The sequence below is a fragment of the Rhizobium sp. FG113 genome (genome assembly GCF_057809895.1).
The window spans coordinates 54,854-71,421 of sequence record NZ_JBMDKV010000002.1; the positions used below are offsets into that span (position 1 = coordinate 54,854).

A 16,568-nucleotide genomic window follows, 5' to 3' on the forward strand; every position below is an offset into this window, starting at 1 on the left:
ACCGGCCGATCGATATCGGCCGACAGCAATGCCCTTAGAATATCGGGCGGGATAGAAAGACGAGCATGCCGACCAGTTCAGACCATTTTGTCATCGCCATCGATGGACCGGCCGCCGCCGGCAAGGGCACGCTGTCGCGCCGCATCGCCGAGACCTTTGGCTTCCACCATCTCGACACCGGCCTGACCTACCGCGCCACCGCCAAGGCGCTGATCGATGCCGGCTTGCCGCTGGATGACGAGCTTACGGCGGAAAAAATGGCCCGCGAGGTTGAACTCGCCGGCCTCGATCGCGATATCCTGTCGAAGCACGAGATCGGCGAAGCCGCCTCGAAGATCGCGGTGATGCCGTCGGTGCGCAGAGCGCTGGTCGAGGCGCAGCGCAGGTTTTCGCAGCGTACGCCGGGCACGGTGCTTGATGGGCGCGACATCGGAACGGTGGTCTGCCCGCAAGCACCGGTGAAGCTTTATGTGACGGCATCGGCCGAAGTGCGCGCAAGGCGCCGTTTCGACGAGATCAAGGCCAAGGGGATCGCCGCCGATTTCGCGGCGATTTTCGAAGACGTCAAGCGACGCGACGAACGCGACATGGGACGGGCCGACAGCCCTTTGAAACCAGCCGAAGACGCGCACTTGCTTGATACGTCGGAAATGAGTATAGAAGCCGCGTTTCAAGCCGCGAAATCGGTCATCGATGCCGCCTTGAACCAAAACTAGGATTTGAGGCGTTCCGCCAGGCTTTGCCCTGACCGCCTTGAACGACAGCCTGAAATTCCGTCCAAGCGCCGGATTGCCTTCGATGAGAGGGCGGACGGGGATCAGGCTCATTCAACACGAACCAACCGGCGCATACGTGTCCAGAAATCCGGACACGCAGGAGATTTCATGTCAGTAGCTACTCCCTCTCGCGAAGATTTCGCGGCCCTTCTGGAAGAATCCTTTGCCAAGAACGATCTGGCTGAAGGCTATGTAACCAAGGGTATCGTAACGGCAATCGAGAAGGACTCCGCCGTTGTCGACGTTGGCCTCAAGGTCGAAGGTCGCATTCTGCTCAAGGAATTCGGCGCCAAGGCCAAGGACGGCACGCTCAAGGTCGGCGACGAAGTCGAAGTTTACGTTGAGCGCATCGAAAACGCTCTCGGCGAAGCTGTTCTGTCGCGCGAAAAGGCTCGCCGCGAAGAGAGCTGGGTCAAGCTCGAAGCCAAGTTCGAAGCTGGTGAGCGCGTTGAAGGCGTTATCTTCAACCAGGTCAAGGGCGGCTTCACGGTTGACCTCGACGGCGCGATTGCCTTCCTGCCGCGTTCGCAGGTCGACATCCGTCCGATCCGCGACGTTACCCCGCTGATGCACAACCCGCAGCCCTTCGAAATCCTCAAGATGGACAAGCGTCGCGGCAACATCGTCGTATCGCGTCGTACGGTTCTGGAAGAATCCCGTGCCGAGCAGCGTTCTGAAATCGTTCAGAACCTCGAAGAAGGCCAGGTTGTTGACGGCGTCGTCAAGAACATCACCGATTACGGTGCGTTCGTTGACCTCGGCGGCATCGACGGCCTGCTGCACGTCACCGACATGGCATGGCGCCGTGTGAACCATCCGTCGGAAATCCTGTCCATTGGCCAGCAGGTCAAGGTTCAGATCATCCGCATCAACCAGGAAACCCACCGCATCTCGCTCGGCATGAAGCAGCTCGAGTCGGATCCGTGGGATGGCATCCAGGCCAAGTATCCGGAAGGCAAGAAGATTTCCGGTACCGTCACGAACATCACCGACTACGGTGCGTTCGTCGAGCTGGAGCCGGGCATCGAAGGCCTGATCCACATCTCGGAAATGTCCTGGACCAAGAAGAACGTACACCCCGGCAAGATCCTGTCCACGAGCCAGGAAGTCGAAGTCGTCGTTCTCGAAGTCGATCCGTCCAAGCGTCGTATTTCGCTCGGCCTCAAGCAGACCCTGGAAAATCCGTGGGCGGCATTCGCTCGCAACCATCCGGCCGGCACTGAAGTCGAAGGCGAAGTCAAGAACAAGACCGAATTCGGCCTGTTCATCGGCCTCGACGGCGATGTTGACGGCATGGTGCACCTCTCTGACCTCGACTGGAACCGTCCGGGCGAACAGGTCATCGAAGAATACAACAAGGGCGATGTCGTTAAGGCTGTCGTTCTCGATGTAGACGTCGAAAAGGAGCGCATCTCGCTCGGCATCAAGCAGCTCGGCAAGGACTCGGTCGGCGAAGCTGCCGCTTCCGGCGACCTGCGCAAGAACGCTGTTGTTTCCGCTGAAGTCATCGCCGTCAACGACGGTGGCATCGAAGTGAAGCTCGTAGACCACGAAGACATCACCTCGTTCATCCGCCGCGCTGACCTCGCTCGCGATCGCGACGACCAGCGTCCGGAGCGCTTCTCGGTTGGCCAGACGGTTGACGCTCGCGTCACCAACTTCTCGAAGAAGGACCGCAAGGTCATGCTTTCGATCAAGGCTCTGGAAATCGCTGAAGAGAAGGAAGCCGTTGCACAGTTCGGTTCGTCCGACTCTGGCGCTTCGCTCGGCGACATCCTCGGCGCGGCTCTGAAGAACCGCGGCGAATAATCGCCAGCCGTCAGGCTTGAAGAATAAGAGAACCCGCCGGAGCGATCCGGCGGGTTCTTTGTTTTCGGTCTCTTGGGAGCAGGTCGAAAGCTGGTCTATTCCCAGCCGACCATCCGCCGGTAGCGCGCATAGGCCTCATCGCTCGCCGGCGCCATCGGCAGGCCGGGACCCGGCAGCATCAGGATAGGCTCACCCATCTCGTCGAGCATGGGTGCGGCGATTGCGGATTGCTGCGCGGCCATGAATGCGTCATCGCTGTCATCAGCGTCAAGGGCGTGTTCCTCAGGCGTCTCCGCCTCGTCAGCACGATCCTGGTCTTCGCCGTCTTCGTTCTCGTCGCCTTGGTCGATATTGCCGTTGTGGTCCTCGCGGTTCATCTCGCGCGAACCGGCATCGTCGGTCTCGTCCTTGGCGAAGTCATAGGGCTGCGGCGCATAGGGCACGCCTTCGATGACCTTCATCAGAACCGGCGCGTAGGTGGCGTCGATCATCTGCCGCGTGGCCGATGGCGTGTCGGTATCCGCCTGTGTCGGCTGCCGCGCGGCCGCTTGTGCTGCCACGGCCTCCAGCGGCGAGGGGGCTGCCTGCGCCGTCATCGGCTTCGCCAGCCCGTTCGCCATCAGCATCTGCTCGGCGGGGCGCTTCAGATTATCGGGTATGTCGGCGATCAGCGTGTCGTCGAGCAGGACGTCGATATCGACCGCCGGCTCGACGTCCGTTGCCTCGAGCAGCGTCTCGGTCGCCTGATCGCGGATGATGACCACGATCATGTCGGTCTCGTCCTTCGACAGCGAAGCCGGAATGCCGACCCAGCTCTTGGGGATGATCGGATCGGCCTTGGTGTCGCGGGTGCTTGTCGGCTCAGCCGCGACCTCGGTTGCTTCCGCTTCGGCCGGCAGAGCGGATGCTTCCGCTGCCACAGGCGCTTCCGCCGCTTCGTCGGTCGAAAGCGTGGCGCTTGCGGCGGTCATCGCAGCCTTCGGCTCCGCGCGTTCGCCGACGGGTGCCGTGGGTGCCTCGTCGGTCACGGCGGCCTGCGCGGTCACGTCGCTTTCGTGGCCCGTGGTCCCAGCTGCCGCCGCCGACGTCGGCACATTCCTGGCTCCAGCGCTCTCGGTCGCCGCAGTCGTGGCGCGCGGCGTGGATGTGACCGTATCGCGATGCAGGCTGATCTCCGGACGCTGTTCCGGGCGGACAGGCGAACCGTCGTTCTGGCTGTAGGATTTGAGAACGGCGCGTGTCGCGAGATCGCGATCCCTCGTGCCGATGGTTTCGAGATAGGCGGCGATGCGCGTCGCGGCGGGGCCGGCCGGGTTCTGCAGCGCTTGGGCAAGCAGCCGCAGCGGGATGGCGTGGCCCTGGGCCGCCAGCTGGCGCTCGATCACTTCGATCTTGGCGGGCGGCAGTTTCTGGATCGCGTCCGCCAGCCGCGCCGCGAAGACGAGGTCCGGCTCGTTATCGTCGCGCGGCTGCGAAAGCGCCTCTCCGGTGGCGGTCAGCACATTGAGCAGCGCCTCGACCATGCGGGCGCGAACGGCAAGCAGCAGGATGTTGAGCTTGGCGGTGGCGCCGGATGTCAGGTCCGGGCTCTCGACCTGGTTGACCGGCGCAACCGCGGTGACGCTGCGCACGATGTCGCTGGCGCTCAGCGCCGAGGTGGAGCCCTGCGAGGGAAAGCTTGAGCTTGACGCTGCACGAACCGGAGACAACATGGCATGCTTCCTCTTTCGTAAAATGCGCTGAAGCAGGTTACAGGAGAGCCGCGTTCATCGGGCTGTTTGCATTCTCCGGCGGTTTCGCGTGCCTGGAGGACGCTGCATCGCGCCACGGAATGCTCAGAAGTTAATGAGCATCCTAGTGATTCACTGTTAACGAAGCACTAATCTTTCGGTGCGTGGCGGGACACTTAGGCCTTGCGTGGTGAGAAGCCGGCAAGCAATCTCAGCTATGCGCGAAAATATCCGTCTCGTCCCAGCCGAGCAGATCGAGCTTGGCGCGGGTGGGGAGGAAAGCGAAGCAGGCAGTCGCATGCTCGAACCGCCCGTCGCGAATGAGGCGGTGGGTGAGCTTGTCGCGCAGCGCATGCAGATAGAGCACATCAGACGCCGCATATTCGAGCTGCGCCTGCGACAGCGTCTCCGCGCCCCAGTCGGAGGATTGCTGGGTCTTGGAGATATCGACCTCCAGCATCTCCTTCAGGTTGTCCTTCAGCCCGTGCCGGTCCGTATAGGTGCGGCAGAGGCGCGAGGCGATCTTGGTGCAGAACACCGGCGTCGTCGTCACGCCGAAAGCATTGAAGAGCACGGCGATATCGAAGCGACCGTAATGGAAGATCTTCTCGTGCGTCGGGTCCGATAGAAGCGCCACGAGGTTCGGCGCCTTCGTCTGGCCGGCCGCGATGCGGATCACGTCGGCCGAACCGTCGCCCGGCGATAGCTGGACGACGCAGAGCCGGTCGCGGCGCGGTACGAGGCCGAGCGTCTCGGTATCGATCGCGATCGCGCCGGTATAGCGAGCTGCATCGGCGGCGGAAATGTCGCCTTCGTGGTAACGGATCGTCGCGGCCATGCTGTCGTCTTTCGCTGAGTAATAATGTTCTGGCGCTATATAGACCCGAAATCCGCGATCGCAAACCACGCCATTTGGCGTGACGTGGAGCCCGTCAGCCGCGCACGGCGTCGGGCGCCTTCGCCTGCCAGTCCGGCAGCGGGAAGATGCGGTCGTAGGCGAGGTTGAACACGAAGGCGTAGACCAGATAGAAAAGCGCGAAGGACACGTCCATCATGAAGGCCTGCAGCAGGCTGACGCCAAGATACCAGGCAATCAGCGGCAAGAGCGCCACAAGCAGACCACCCTCGAACAGCACGGCGTGCAGGATACGAACGCCAAGGCTCTTCTTCGTGCCGCCGGTCAGCCGCTGCATCACATGGTCGAAGCCGAGATTATAGAGATAATTCCACGCCGTCGCCACCGTGGCGCTGGCAACGCCGACGACGCCGATATCGGCGATCGGCATGCCGAAGGCAAACGCGCCGAGCGGCGTGATGATGGCAAGGCCAATGAGTTCAAAGCTGATGGCGTGGCGGATACGGTCGGAGACGGATCTCATGAAATGTCCCTATGGGAATATGCCGGGTCGTCCCGAGTTTAAGCCCATACGGCGGAGGTCGTCCTCACAAGCGCTTATATAAGGATTGGGACATCGAAGCGCAAGGCTGTGAGGAAAGGCTGTGAGGATCAGTAGTGTGGCGGCCTTGTGATCGCCGGCGCTTCCAGCGCTTGTTCCTCGAGCGAAAGGAAGCGCTCGGTCAGCCGGTCCAGCTTGGCGCGCGTCTGCTCGACCACCTTCCACTGCTCCGTCAGCTGGTCGGACAGTTCCTCGATCGTCTTGGCCTGATGGGCGATGGTTTCCTCGAGTTGGGTGATACGATCGGTCTGATCAGACATCGGGCTCTCCTTGCCACGACCGGCCAGATGAACCGGTTATGTGATTGCGCTCTCCAAAGCGGAAATAGGCCGCAAGGTCAATCGTTTCGAGAGGTGCCGTCGCCGATTCACAAAGTGAACCGTTTGGTTACTAAAAGCCCTTGCCGCATCTTTTTTTGTGCGCTAGGCCGATAGGCACCAGGGAGGAATAAAGATGGATATCGGCAATGGATTTTTGCATCCGGACCGGCTCTTTCCGGCCGATCCGGCAACGCGCAGCATAGCGCGCGAGCTTTACGAGAGCGTCAGCGGGCTCCCGATCGTCAGCCCGCACGGGCACACGGAACCCTCCTGGTTCGCCGACGACAAGCCCTTCGAGGACGCCGCCTCGCTGCTCGTCATTCCCGATCACTATCTCTTCCGCATGCTGCACAGCGTCGGCGTCAAGCTCGACGACCTCGGCGTTCCCCGCCTCGACGGCAAGCCCGTTTCGTCCGGCCGCGACATCTGGCGCACCTTCGCCGCGCACTATCATCTCTTCCGTGGCACGCCGTCCAGCCTCTGGGTCGATCACGCCATGTCGGCCGTGCTCGGCTGCGAGGAGCCGCTGACATCAGGCAATGCCGACGCGCTCTACGATCACATCAACGCGCAACTGGCGCTGCCGGAATTCCGTCCCCGCGCGCTCCACAAGCGCTTCGGCATCGAGACGATCGCCACCACCGAGGGCGCGCTCGACCAGCTGCCGCACCACCAGAAGATGGCCGAGGACGGCTGGATCGGCCGTGTCCGCACCACCTATCGCCCCGATAGCGTCACCGACCCCGATGCCGTCGGCTTCCGCGAAAATCTCGCGAAGCTCGGCGAGCTCACCGGTTGCGACGTCGCAAGCTGGGATGGCCTGATCGAAGCGCACCGCAAGCGCCGCGCCTATTTCCGCCAGTTCGGCGCCACCGCGACCGACCACGGCGTCCCCACCGCCTTCACCGCCGATCTGCCGCATTCCGACAAGCAGCGGCTGCTCGACCGGGCGCACAAGGGCACGCTCGAAGAAGGCGAGGCCGAACTCTTCCGTGGCCAGATGCTGACCGAAATGGCCGGGCTTTCGGCGGAAGACGGCATGGTCATGCAGATCCACGCCGGCTCGCGCCGCAATACCGACCGCGAACTCTTCCAGACGCGCGGGCCGAACATGGGCGCCGATATCCCGACGCCCACCGATTGGGTCGGCGGGCTCTCGGCACTTCTCGCGAAATACGGCCATGCGCCGGGCCTGCGCGTCCTGCTCTTCACGCTGGATGAAACCACCTACGCCCGCGAACTGGCGCCGATGGCCGGCCACTGGCCCTGCCTGATGATCGGCCCGCCCTGGTGGTTCCATGACAGCCCGGCCGGCATCCGCCGCTATCTCGACCAGGTGGTCGAGACGGCCGGCTTCGCCAACATGGCCGGCTTCAACGACGACACCCGCGCGCTGCTCTCCATCCCCGCCCGCCACGACGTCTGGCGCCGTGAGGTCTGCGGCTTCCTGGCGACGCTGGCGGCCGAGCACCGGATCTCGCGCCAGGATGCGGCAATCGCCGCCGCCGATCTCTCCTACGGCAACGCCAAGAAGGCCTACAAGCTGTGACCGAACGACTGACGCGCCTCACCGGCCTCGCACATACGGCCAAGCTTCCCGCCTTCAACCGGGATGTGCTGAAGCCGGGCATCCTGCATCTCGGCCCCGGCGCTTTCTTCCGCGCCCATTTCGCGCCCTATACGGATGCAGCGCTGGCGCTTGGTGGCGGCGATTGGGGGATCGAGGTGGCAAGCCTGCGCACCGCCGATGTCGCCGATCATCTGAACGAGCAGAACGGCCTCTACACCATGCTGGTGCGCGACACGGAAGGCACGGTCGCGCATGTCATGGGCCCGATCCTGAAAGCCCATGTCGCGACCCGCGATCCGGACGAACTGCTGGCACGGCTCGAAGACCCCGCCATCCGCATCGTCAGCCTGACGGTGACGGAAAAGGCCTATGGCTTCGATGCCGCCACCGGCGGTCTCGATCTCAAGCATGCGGATATCGCCGCCGACCTTGCAAACCGCCATACGCCCCGCGGCGTCATCGGCTATCTCGTCGAGGGCCTCGCCCGCCGCCGCGCCAAGGGCGCAGCACCGTTCACCCCTCTCAGCTGCGACAACCTTCCGAGCAACGGCGCTGTGCTGAAGCGCCTCGTGCTTGATTTCGCCGGCCGTGTCGATCCCGAGCTCAAGGCCTGGATCGAAAGCAACGTTCCGTTCCCCTCGACCATGGTCGACCGGATCACGCCCGCCAGCACCGACGCCACCTATCGCGATGCCGAAACGCTCATCGGCCGCGTCGATCTTGTCGCGATCGAAACCGAACCCTTCACGCAATGGGTCATCGAGGACAGCTTCGCCAATGGCCGCCCGCAATGGGAAAAGGCTGGCGCGTTGATGGTCGAGGATGTCTCGGCCTATGAGAAGATGAAGCTGCGCATGCTGAACGGCGCGCATTCGCTGCTCGCCTATCTCGGTTATATCGGCGGCTATGAATTCATCCGCGACGTGATGGATGACACCGGCCTCGCAGCCCTTGCCCACCGCCACATGAACGCCGCTGCCGCCACGCTCGATCCGGTTCCCGGCATCGATCTGGAAGCCTATGCCGACGAATTGATGGCCCGCTTTGCAAACAAGGCGATCGCCCACCGCACCTACCAGATCGCCATGGACGGCACCCAGAAGCTGCCGCAGCGCCTGCTGGAGCCGGCGGCGGAAGCATTGGCCGATGGCAGCAAGGCCGAAACCTACGCCATCGCCGTCGCCGCCTGGATGCGTTACGCGCTGGGCATCGATCGCAACGGCAAGGCCTACGAACTGCGCGATCCCCGAGCCTCCGAGATCGCCGCATTGCTGGCGGACATCCCCCGCAACGGCGGCGCCGTCGCCGCCGCGCTATTCACGCTGCCCGGCCTCTTCCCGGCCGCGCTGACGGAAAACCTCGCCTGGACCGAGGATGTGGCCAACAAGCTCGACATCCTGATCCAGGACAACAAGCTGCCGCTGTTTTGATCGGAGCGGGTGGGGGCCTAAGCCTTCACCCGTGCCATCTCAGGATCATAAAGCGGGGTCAGCGACACCTTGCACGGCACCCGCACACGCGCGACATCGAGCTCATAGCTGCCCGACAGCACGAATTCCTCGCTCACACCCTCGGGATTGCGCACATAACCGTATCCGATCGGCTTGCCCACCGTGTAGCCGAAGCCGCCTGAGGAGAGCCAGCCGACGCGCTTCCCGTCGCGGTAGATCGTCTCGCGGCCGAGCAGCACCACGTCGGGGTCATCGGGAACGAAGCAGGCGAGCATCTTCTTGACGCCCGAGGCCAGCTGACGCTCGATCGCCTCGCGGCCGCGAAACGGGGTGGTCTTCTTCGTCTTCACCGCCCAGCCGAGCCCGGCTTCGATCGGCGTATGATCGGGCCCGATATCCGAGCCCCAGGCGCGATAGCCCTTTTCCAGCCGGCAGCTTTCGATCGCGCGATAGCCGGCATTGACGAGATGCAGCGGAGCGCCGGCCGCCATCAGCGCGTCGTAGACGGTCGTGGCGTATTCGATCGGCACATGCAGCTCGTAGCCAAGCTCGCCGACATAGGTGATGCGCAGCGCGCGCACCGGGCAGCCGGCGACGCCGATCGTCTTGACGCGGCCGAAGGGGAAGGCGGCGTTGGAGACGTCGCTGCCTGTGACTTTCTCCAGCACCGCACGCGCATTCGGCCCCATCAGCGCCAGCACGGAGTAAGCCGAGGTCACATCGACCAGTTCGGCATGCATATCGTCAGGAATATTGCGTGCTATCCAGTCGAAGTCATGGGTCGCGAAACCGGTGCCGGTGACGATGTAATACTCGTCCTCGGCGATGCGGGCACAGGTGAGATCGCACTCGATGCCGCCCTTGTCGTTCAGCATCTGCGTGTAGACGAGCGAGCCCACCGGCTTGGCCACATCGTTGGCTGATATCCAGGAGAGTGCTTTTTCCGCGTCGCGGCCCTTCAGCGTGAACTTGGCGAACGAGGTCTGGTCGAAGATCACCGCTGCCTCGCGCACCGCCTTGTGCTCGCGGCCCACCGCCTCGAACCAGTTCTGCCTCTCGTAGCTGTAAACGTCCTTCGGCTCCTCGTTGGCGAAGAGATCGGCGAACCAGTTTGGCCTCTCCCAGCCGAGCTTCTCGCCGAAGCATGCGCCCTGCGCCTTCAGCCGGTCGTAGAGCGGCGATTTGCGGCAGGGGCGGCCGCTGGAATATTCCTCGAAGGGGAAGGCCAGCGTGTAGTGCTTGCCATAGGCCTCCAGCGTGCGGGTGCGCACCCAGTCGGTGTCGAAATGCGGGCGGCCGAAGCGGCGTATATCGACAGGCCAGAGATCGTAGGGCGGCTCGCCCTTGGAGACCCATTCCGCCAGCGCCATCCCCGCGCCGCCGGCCGATGCTATGCCGAAGGCATTGAAGCCGGCGCCGACGAAGAAGTTCTTGAGTTCCGGCGCTTCGCCGAGAATGAAGTTGCCGTCAGGCGTAAAGCTCTCCGGCCCGTTCAGCAGCTGCTTGACGCCGACATTTTCGAGTGCGGGCACACGGCCGAGCGCCTGCTCCATGATTTGCTCGAAATGGTCGAAATTGCTGTCGAGCAGCGTGTAGTGGAAACCGTCAGGAATGCCCGACGTCGCCCAGGGGATCGGGTTCGGCTCATAGCCGCCCATCACGATGCCGCCCACCTCTTCCTTGTAATAGGTCAGCCGGTCGGGATCGCGCAGCGTCGGCAGGTTGGAGGGGACGCCGAAGGATTCGGTGATGATATACTGGTGCTCGACCGAGACCAGCGGCACGTTGACGCCGAAGCGCGCCGCGAAATTCCGCGTCCATTGCCCGGCGCAGACGACGACGCGCTCGCATTCGATACGGCCCTGCGCGGTGATGACGGCGCGGATGCGTCCCTTGTCGATCTCGAGATCGATCACCTCGGTATCCTCGAAGATCGAGACGCCGGCCATGCGCGCGCCCTTGGCGAGCGCCTGCGTGATGTCGGATGGATTGGCCTGGCCGTCGGTCGGGAGATAAGCGGCGCCGATCAGGTCGTCTGTTGTCATCAGCGGCCAGAGGTCGAAGGCTTCCTGCGGCGTCAGAAGCTGCATGTCGAGCCCGAAAGATTGCGCGGTGGTCGCCTGTCGCTTCACCTCCGTCCAGCGTTCCTCGTTGCAGGCAAGCCGCAGGCCGCCATTCATTTTCCAGCCGGTGCCGAGCCCGGTCTCGGCCTCCAGCCGCTTGTAGAGATCGACGGAATAGCCGAGCAGCTGGGTGATGTTGGCGCTGGTCCTGAGCTGGCCGACGAGGCCGGCGGCATGGAAAGTCGTGCCCGAGGTCAGCTTCTTGCGCTCCAGGAGCACGGTATCGGTCAAGCCGAGCTTGCCGAGATGATAGGCCGTCGAGCAGCCGATTATGCCGCCGCCGATGACGACAACCTTGGCGGTCCTGGGCAATTCCTTCGTCATGTCATTGATCCTGTTCGGCATAGGCGCGCTCGAAGCGCGCACGGTTTTCGGCGGTATAGGCGGCATAGTCGAAGTCGATGGTCGAGTGGATTTCCGACACCATGCTCCACAGCATCTCGCGCAAGAGAGAGGCGCATTTCATCGCCTGGTAGCGTCGCCAGAGGTCCGGCGTCAGCGGCGCCTGGTAATAGGCCTCCAGCATCGCCCGCTCCGCATCCTCGGAAAATTCGTTGTTGGAGGCGAGGCCGCCGAGATCGAAGAGCGGGGTGTTGAAGCCGGCATAGTCCCAGTCGATCAGCCAGAGCCTTTTGCCGTCGTCGAGAAAATTGGCGGCTAGCATGTCGTTATGGCCGAAGGCGATCTCGAACGGCCCAGCCGCCTGCTCCAGCCGCTCCGCCTTGATCAGAAGATCGGAAAATAGCGGGCTATAGGAACTGCCGGCGGCATTGAGCGTCGCGATATAGTCGCGCACCACGTGAAACACCCAGAAGATCGTAGCCGTGCCGCGAAATTCGCGTGCGATATCGTGATGGCAGGCGCGCACCAGCGGGATCACGCGCTCCAGCGTCCCGGCGTCGCGCAAATCCTCCGGCGTCAGGGCTTTTGACTCGATATAATCGAGCACCAGCACGCCCGGCGCGTGGTGGATCACCGCAGGCGAGAGCCCCGCCGCATGCGCCGCCTTGCTCGCCGCCAGTTCGTTCGATCGGCTGATGTGGTGGACGGGGATATCGTCGCCCAGCCGCACGACCCGCTTCAGCGTGCCGTCGCGGACCAGATAGTTGCGGTTGGTGATGCCTCCCGTGATCGCCGAGATATCGATCGGACCATTCCATATGCCAAGCGCATGTATCCGGTCTTCAGGCGTCACGCTGTCCCCCTCGCGGCCTATCCTATTGAAATCTTGGCCAGAGCGGGCTGTGCTGTCAAGCGTGGTAAATGGCCAGGCTAAATGGTGCTGCCCGCGCCGTCGAAGACATGACAGCGCGCCGGGTCGAAATAGGCGGTAACGTTGGCTCCGCGTTCTACCTTCTGCTGCCCGTCGAGCGCGATCGTGAGCTGCTGCTTGTCCGGCGTCGTCGTGTAGAGCATCGTCGCGCCGCCGAGGTTTTCCAGAAGGTCGATATTGACGGATGACAGCGCGATGCCGCCCTTGTCGATCAGCGACAGATGCTCCGGGCGGATGCCGAAGGTCACGCTCTCTCCCGCCTGCGCCGCCACCCGGCGCGGCAGCCGCACGCTGTTGCCGCAGACGCTGATCGTTGTCTCGTTGCCGCCGACTGCTTCGATCTTGCCCTGCAGAAAGTTCATCTTCGGGCTGCCGATGAAGCCGGCGACGAAGCGGTTGGCGGGGTTGTTGTAGAGATCGAGCGGCGCGCCCACCTGCTCGATGCGGCCGGAGTTCAACACCACGATCTTGTCGGCCATGGTCATGGCTTCCACCTGATCGTGGGTGACGTAGATCATCGTATTCCCCAGGCTGCGGTGCAGTCGGGAAATCTCCACGCGCATCTGCACGCGGAGTTCCGCGTCGAGATTGGAAAGCGGCTCGTCGAACAGGAAGATGCGCGGCTCGCGCACGATGGCGCGGCCGATCGCGACGCGCTGCCTCTGCCCGCCCGAAAGCGCCTTCGGCTTGCGCTGCAACAGCTTCTCGATCTGCAGGATCTGTGCTGCCCGCTGCACCTTCGGCTCTATGTCGGCCTTCTTGTAGCCCGCCGTCTCCAGCCCGAAGGCGAGGTTCTTGTAGACCGACATGTGCGGGTAGAGCGCGTAGGACTGGAACACCATGGCGATCCCGCGCTTGGCCGGCGCCACCTCGTTCATCCGCTCATTGTCGAGCATCAGCGCGCCGCCGGAGATCTCTTCCAGCCCGGCGATCATACGAAGCAGCGTGGACTTGCCGCAGCCGGACGGTCCGACGAAGACGACGAATTCGCCTGGATCGATCGCCAGATCGATGCCGTGGATGACGTCAAGCGCGCCATAGCGTTTCTCGACCTTCTGAAGAACGACGCTTGTTGCCATATCCAGGGTTTCCTTATCTGGTCCGTTACCGGGTTCTTGCGCGCCAGTCGGCGTATTTCGGGCTGTCGGGTCCAACCGGCAGGGCGATGTCCTGGCCGCTGTCCGACGATTGATAGATGGCGGTCACCAGCTCCAGCGCCCGCCGCGCATCCTGGGTGCTGACGGGCAGCGGGCCGTTACCTTCGAGATGGGCGTGAAAATGCGCCATCTGCGTGGTGAAGCGCGGCGCCACCGGCTGCCAGTCGCCGATCACGGCGTCGATCCGGCGCTGCACCTCGTCATTGGCGGCAAGGATCGTCCATGGGTCCTTGCCGGGCGAATAGGCCTCGTGGTTGCTCTCGAAGGTGACGTTCTCGAAATGCAGCCTCAGCCGGCTGATTTCCTGCTGCGAGCCGAGCGTGCAGGAGAGCGAGACGAAGGCGCCGTTTTCCATTTGCAGGCTCGCCGAGGCGCAGTCCTCGACCTCGATGTCGTTGACGCGGGTCGCGACGCGGCCGAAGACGCGCTTAGCCGGGCCCATCAGATGCAGCAGCATGTCGTGCAGGTGCAGCGCATGCGTCACCAGCACGCCGCCGAGCTCGGTTGCCCACTTGCCGCGCCAGGGCACGGCGTAATAGGCGGGCGTGCGCAGCCAGAAGGTCTCGACCGAGCCCATATAGGGCTTGCCCGCGATCCCAGCTTCGATGATCCGCTTCGCCTTCTCCACGCCGTCGCCGTAGCGATACTGGAAGATCGGCATCAGCACGCCCCTGGCGGTCTTTTCGACGCGCATGATCTCGTCGACGCCTGATAGCGATCCGGTGAGCGGCTTCTCGCAGATCACGTGCTTGCCCGCCTGAAGGGCCGCCACCACCTGCTCGAGATGGATGCCCGGCGGCGTGCAGATGTCGACGATGTCGATGCTCTCGTCGGCAAGAACCTCGGCAAACGACGTGGTGCGTCCGGCAATGCCGAACTCGTCTGCCACCTCGGCAAGCCTAGCTTCGTTGAGGTCGCAGAGAAGGGCTACCTCGAACTTGTCGGGATGCGGCAGGTAGCCCTCGACGATATGCGAGCGGCCGATGCCGCAGCCGATGATCGCAACTCTCTTTATGCTCATGGGGTACGTCTCTTTGGCATGTTCATCGCGGCCGGTCTCAACGCTTCATGCCCGTCGTGGCGATGCCGTCGATCAGCAGCCGCTGGAAGAACAGGAAGAAGAAGAACACCGGCACCAGCGTTAGCGTCGACATGGCGAACAGCCCGCCCCAGTCCGATGTGCTGCTCGAATCGACGAATGTGCGCAGGCCGAGCTGGATTGTGTAGGTGTCCATGTCGTTGAGGTAGATCAGCGGCCCGAAGAAGTCGTCCCAGGTCCAGATGAAGGAGAAGATCGCCGCCGTCGCCAGCACCGGCAGCGAGAGCGGTAGCATGATCTTCCAGTAGATCCGCCAGGCGCTGCAGCCGTCCATCATCGCCGCCTCGTCGAGCTCGCGCGGAATGCCGCGGAAGAACTGCACCATCAGGAAGATGAAGAAGGCGTCGCTGGCGAGAAACTTCGGCACGACCAGCGGCAGGATGGTGTTCACCCAGCCGAGGTTGAGAAACAGCACATATTGCGGGATCAGCGTCACGTGATAGGGGATCATCAGCGTGCCGAGCATGATCGCGAACCAGAAGTTCCTCCCGGCAAAGCGCAGCCGCGCGAAGGCATAGGCGGCAAGCGAACAGGCCACCACATTGCCGGTCACCGTCAGAAGCGAAATCACCAGCGAATTCCAGAAGAACCGCCCGAAGGTGATGTCGAGCCCGCTCCAGCCGCGCACATAGGATGTGAAATCGATCGACGACGGGATGAGCGAGGTCGACGAGAAGATCTCGTTTTCCGGCCGCACCGAGGCCGACACCATCCACAAGAGCGGATAGAGCATCAGCAGCGAGGCCATGATCAGCAGCGTGTGAACGACGATCGAGGCCGGCAGGCTGCGCTTGGTAATGTCGGATGGCGGCGCGGCGACCGCGGATGTGATCCCGTTAGTCATCGTAATGCACCCAGTAGCGTGAGGACAGGAACGAGAAGGCGGTGAACACGGCGATGATCAGCACCAGGATCCATGCAAGAGCGGAAGCGTAGCCCATGCGGAAGTTCCCGAACGCCTCCTGATAGAGATAGAGCGTGTAGAACAGCGTCGAATTGATCGGCCCGCCCGACCCGCCGGAGATGATGAAGGCCGGCGTGAACGCCTTGAAGGCGTCGATCGTCTGCACCACGGCGTTGAAGAAGATGACGGGTGTCAGCAGCGGCAGGGTGATCTTGTAGAACTGCCGGAACTTCGAGGCCCCGTCGAGGCTGGCCGCCTCGTACATGTCGGTCGGGATCTGGCGGAGTCCAGCGAGGAAGATGATCATCGGCGAGCCGAACTGCCAGACGCTGAGCGCCACAAGCGTGTAGATCGAGTAGCTCGGATGCGAGATCCAGCTCGGGCCCTGGATGCCGATATGCGAGAGCGCGGCGTTGACCAGGCCGTCACCGGCAAAGAGCTGCCGCCAGAGCACGGCGATCGCCACGCTGCCGCCGAGCAGCGATGGCAGGTAGAAGACGGCGCGGTAGAAAGTCAGCCCCCGCACCCCCTTGTTCAGCGCCATCGCCACCAGAAGCGCGAAGATCAGCTTGAACGGAACCGACAGCACGACATAGGTCAGCGTCACCTTCATCGCCGCCGCGAACTTCGGGTCCGCGGTGGTGATGCGCACATAGTTCGCCGCACCCACCCACTCAGGCGAGCGGATCATGTCGAAATCCGTGAACGACAGGTAGAGCGACACCAGCGCCGGCCCGAGCGTCAGCCCTAGGAAGCCGAGCAGCCATGGAAGAAGAAAGAGATATCCAGGTCCGTTGGCGGCAAGGAGGCGTCGCCAACGGCTGTCGGCGACCACTCCCTGATATTGCTCCGCCGTCGCGGCCCGGTCGGCCGTCGCGCGCATCGCATTGCTCATGTCG

The 16,568-nt window shown here is 63.2% G+C and carries 14 protein-coding genes; 4 read left to right on the top strand and 10 right to left on the bottom strand.

Annotation, left to right across the window (positions count from 1 at the left end; translation table 11 throughout):
* The first annotated feature begins 65 nt into the window (after nt 1–65).
* Nucleotides 66–716, top strand: a complete 651-nt coding sequence (gene cmk, locus ACODTZ_RS07310) for a (d)CMP kinase (protein ID WP_489024911.1) — start codon at nt 66–68, stop codon at nt 714–716.
* Between the two features lie 168 nt (nt 717–884).
* Nucleotides 885–2,585 (top strand): 30S ribosomal protein S1, encoded by a 1,701-nt coding sequence (gene rpsA / locus ACODTZ_RS07315; RefSeq protein WP_018899132.1) that lies wholly within the window; start codon nt 885–887, stop codon nt 2,583–2,585.
* A 95-nt stretch (nt 2,586–2,680) separates the two neighbouring features.
* Here rpsA and ACODTZ_RS07320 read toward each other — a convergent pair whose 3' ends face one another.
* From ACODTZ_RS07320 to ACODTZ_RS07335, 4 genes are all read right to left on the bottom strand, one after another.
* Complete coding sequence (locus ACODTZ_RS07320) at nt 2,681–4,297, bottom strand: hypothetical protein (protein WP_489024913.1); 1,617 nt, start codon at nt 4,295–4,297, stop codon at nt 2,681–2,683.
* A 229-nt stretch (nt 4,298–4,526) separates the two neighbouring features.
* Nucleotides 4,527–5,153 (bottom strand): ribonuclease D, encoded by a 627-nt coding sequence (locus ACODTZ_RS07325; RefSeq protein ID WP_489024915.1) that lies wholly within the window; start codon nt 5,151–5,153, stop codon nt 4,527–4,529.
* A 94-nt stretch (nt 5,154–5,247) separates the two neighbouring features.
* On the bottom strand, nt 5,248–5,694 hold the full coding sequence (locus tag ACODTZ_RS07330) for a PACE efflux transporter (protein WP_489024917.1): 447 nt from the start codon (nt 5,692–5,694) through the stop codon (nt 5,248–5,250).
* Nucleotides 5,695–5,822: 128 nt separating this feature from the next.
* On the bottom strand, nt 5,823–6,032 hold the full coding sequence (locus tag ACODTZ_RS07335; protein ID WP_018899136.1) for a SlyX family protein: 210 nt from the start codon (nt 6,030–6,032) through the stop codon (nt 5,823–5,825).
* Between the two features lie 193 nt (nt 6,033–6,225).
* Between ACODTZ_RS07335 and uxaC the strand changes: the two genes are divergently transcribed.
* Both uxaC and ACODTZ_RS07345 read left to right on the top strand, forming a co-directional pair.
* Complete coding sequence (uxaC, locus tag ACODTZ_RS07340) at nt 6,226–7,641, top strand: glucuronate isomerase (RefSeq protein ID WP_489024920.1); 1,416 nt, start codon at nt 6,226–6,228, stop codon at nt 7,639–7,641.
* Nucleotides 7,638–9,092 carry a mannitol dehydrogenase family protein gene (locus tag ACODTZ_RS07345; protein ID WP_489024921.1) on the top strand — a complete coding sequence of 485 codons (1,455 nt, stop codon included), beginning with the start codon at nt 7,638–7,640 and terminating at the stop codon, nt 9,090–9,092. The genes uxaC and ACODTZ_RS07345 overlap by 4 nt, the downstream gene beginning before the upstream one ends.
* Before the next feature lie 17 nt (nt 9,093–9,109).
* On the opposite strand, the gene ACODTZ_RS07350 is transcribed toward ACODTZ_RS07345, so the two are convergent.
* The 6 genes from ACODTZ_RS07350 to ACODTZ_RS07375 all read right to left on the bottom strand — a co-directional run bounded on the left by ACODTZ_RS07350 (nt 9,110) and on the right by ACODTZ_RS07375 (nt 16,564).
* On the bottom strand, nt 9,110–11,560 hold the full coding sequence (locus ACODTZ_RS07350; RefSeq protein ID WP_489024923.1) for a GcvT family protein: 2,451 nt from the start codon (nt 11,558–11,560) through the stop codon (nt 9,110–9,112).
* 1 nt (nt 11,561) lies between these two features.
* The gene (locus ACODTZ_RS07355; RefSeq protein ID WP_489024924.1) at nt 11,562–12,431 is read right to left on the bottom strand and encodes a phosphotransferase; all 870 of its coding nucleotides are present in this window, start codon (nt 12,429–12,431) and stop codon (nt 11,562–11,564) included.
* Between the two features lie 77 nt (nt 12,432–12,508).
* A complete protein-coding gene (locus ACODTZ_RS07360) occupies nt 12,509–13,588 on the bottom strand; it encodes an ABC transporter ATP-binding protein (RefSeq protein WP_489024925.1) in 1,080 nt (359 codons plus the stop codon).
* Nucleotides 13,589–13,613: 25 nt separating this feature from the next.
* Entirely contained in the window at nt 13,614–14,687 is a 1,074-nt protein-coding gene (locus tag ACODTZ_RS07365; protein WP_489024927.1) for a Gfo/Idh/MocA family protein, read from the bottom strand.
* A gap of 37 nt (nt 14,688–14,724) precedes the next feature.
* A complete protein-coding gene (locus tag ACODTZ_RS07370) occupies nt 14,725–15,609 on the bottom strand; it encodes a carbohydrate ABC transporter permease (protein ID WP_018899143.1) in 885 nt (294 codons plus the stop codon).
* Nucleotides 15,602–16,564 carry a carbohydrate ABC transporter permease gene (locus ACODTZ_RS07375; protein ID WP_026283119.1) on the bottom strand — a complete coding sequence of 321 codons (963 nt, stop codon included), beginning with the start codon at nt 16,562–16,564 and terminating at the stop codon, nt 15,602–15,604. Before ACODTZ_RS07375 ends, ACODTZ_RS07370 begins: the two co-directional genes overlap by 8 nt.
* Nucleotides 16,565–16,568 lie beyond the last annotated feature (4 nt).

What these genes read in the sequence shown, in the direction of transcription:
- cmk (WP_489024911.1), top strand. Translation starts at nt 66, where the DNA reads ATGCCGACCAGTTCAGACCATTTTGTCATCGCCATCGATGGACCGGCC.
- rpsA (WP_018899132.1), top strand. Translation starts at nt 885, where the DNA reads ATGTCAGTAGCTACTCCCTCTCGCGAAGATTTCGCGGCCCTTCTGGAA.
- ACODTZ_RS07320 (WP_489024913.1), bottom strand. Translation starts at nt 4,297, where the DNA reads ATGTTGTCTCCGGTTCGTGCAGCGTCAAGCTCAAGCTTTCCCTCGCAG.
- ACODTZ_RS07325 (WP_489024915.1), bottom strand. Translation starts at nt 5,153, where the DNA reads ATGGCCGCGACGATCCGTTACCACGAAGGCGACATTTCCGCCGCCGAT.
- ACODTZ_RS07330 (WP_489024917.1), bottom strand. Translation starts at nt 5,694, where the DNA reads ATGAGATCCGTCTCCGACCGTATCCGCCACGCCATCAGCTTTGAACTC.
- ACODTZ_RS07335 (WP_018899136.1), bottom strand. Translation starts at nt 6,032, where the DNA reads ATGTCTGATCAGACCGATCGTATCACCCAACTCGAGGAAACCATCGCC.
- uxaC (WP_489024920.1), top strand. Translation starts at nt 6,226, where the DNA reads ATGGATATCGGCAATGGATTTTTGCATCCGGACCGGCTCTTTCCGGCC.
- ACODTZ_RS07350 (WP_489024923.1), bottom strand. Translation starts at nt 11,560, where the DNA reads ATGACGAAGGAATTGCCCAGGACCGCCAAGGTTGTCGTCATCGGCGGC.
- ACODTZ_RS07360 (WP_489024925.1), bottom strand. Translation starts at nt 13,588, where the DNA reads ATGGCAACAAGCGTCGTTCTTCAGAAGGTCGAGAAACGCTATGGCGCG.
- ACODTZ_RS07365 (WP_489024927.1), bottom strand. Translation starts at nt 14,687, where the DNA reads ATGAGCATAAAGAGAGTTGCGATCATCGGCTGCGGCATCGGCCGCTCG.
- ACODTZ_RS07370 (WP_018899143.1), bottom strand. Translation starts at nt 15,609, where the DNA reads ATGACTAACGGGATCACATCCGCGGTCGCCGCGCCGCCATCCGACATT.
- ACODTZ_RS07375 (WP_026283119.1), bottom strand. Translation starts at nt 16,564, where the DNA reads ATGAGCAATGCGATGCGCGCGACGGCCGACCGGGCCGCGACGGCGGAG.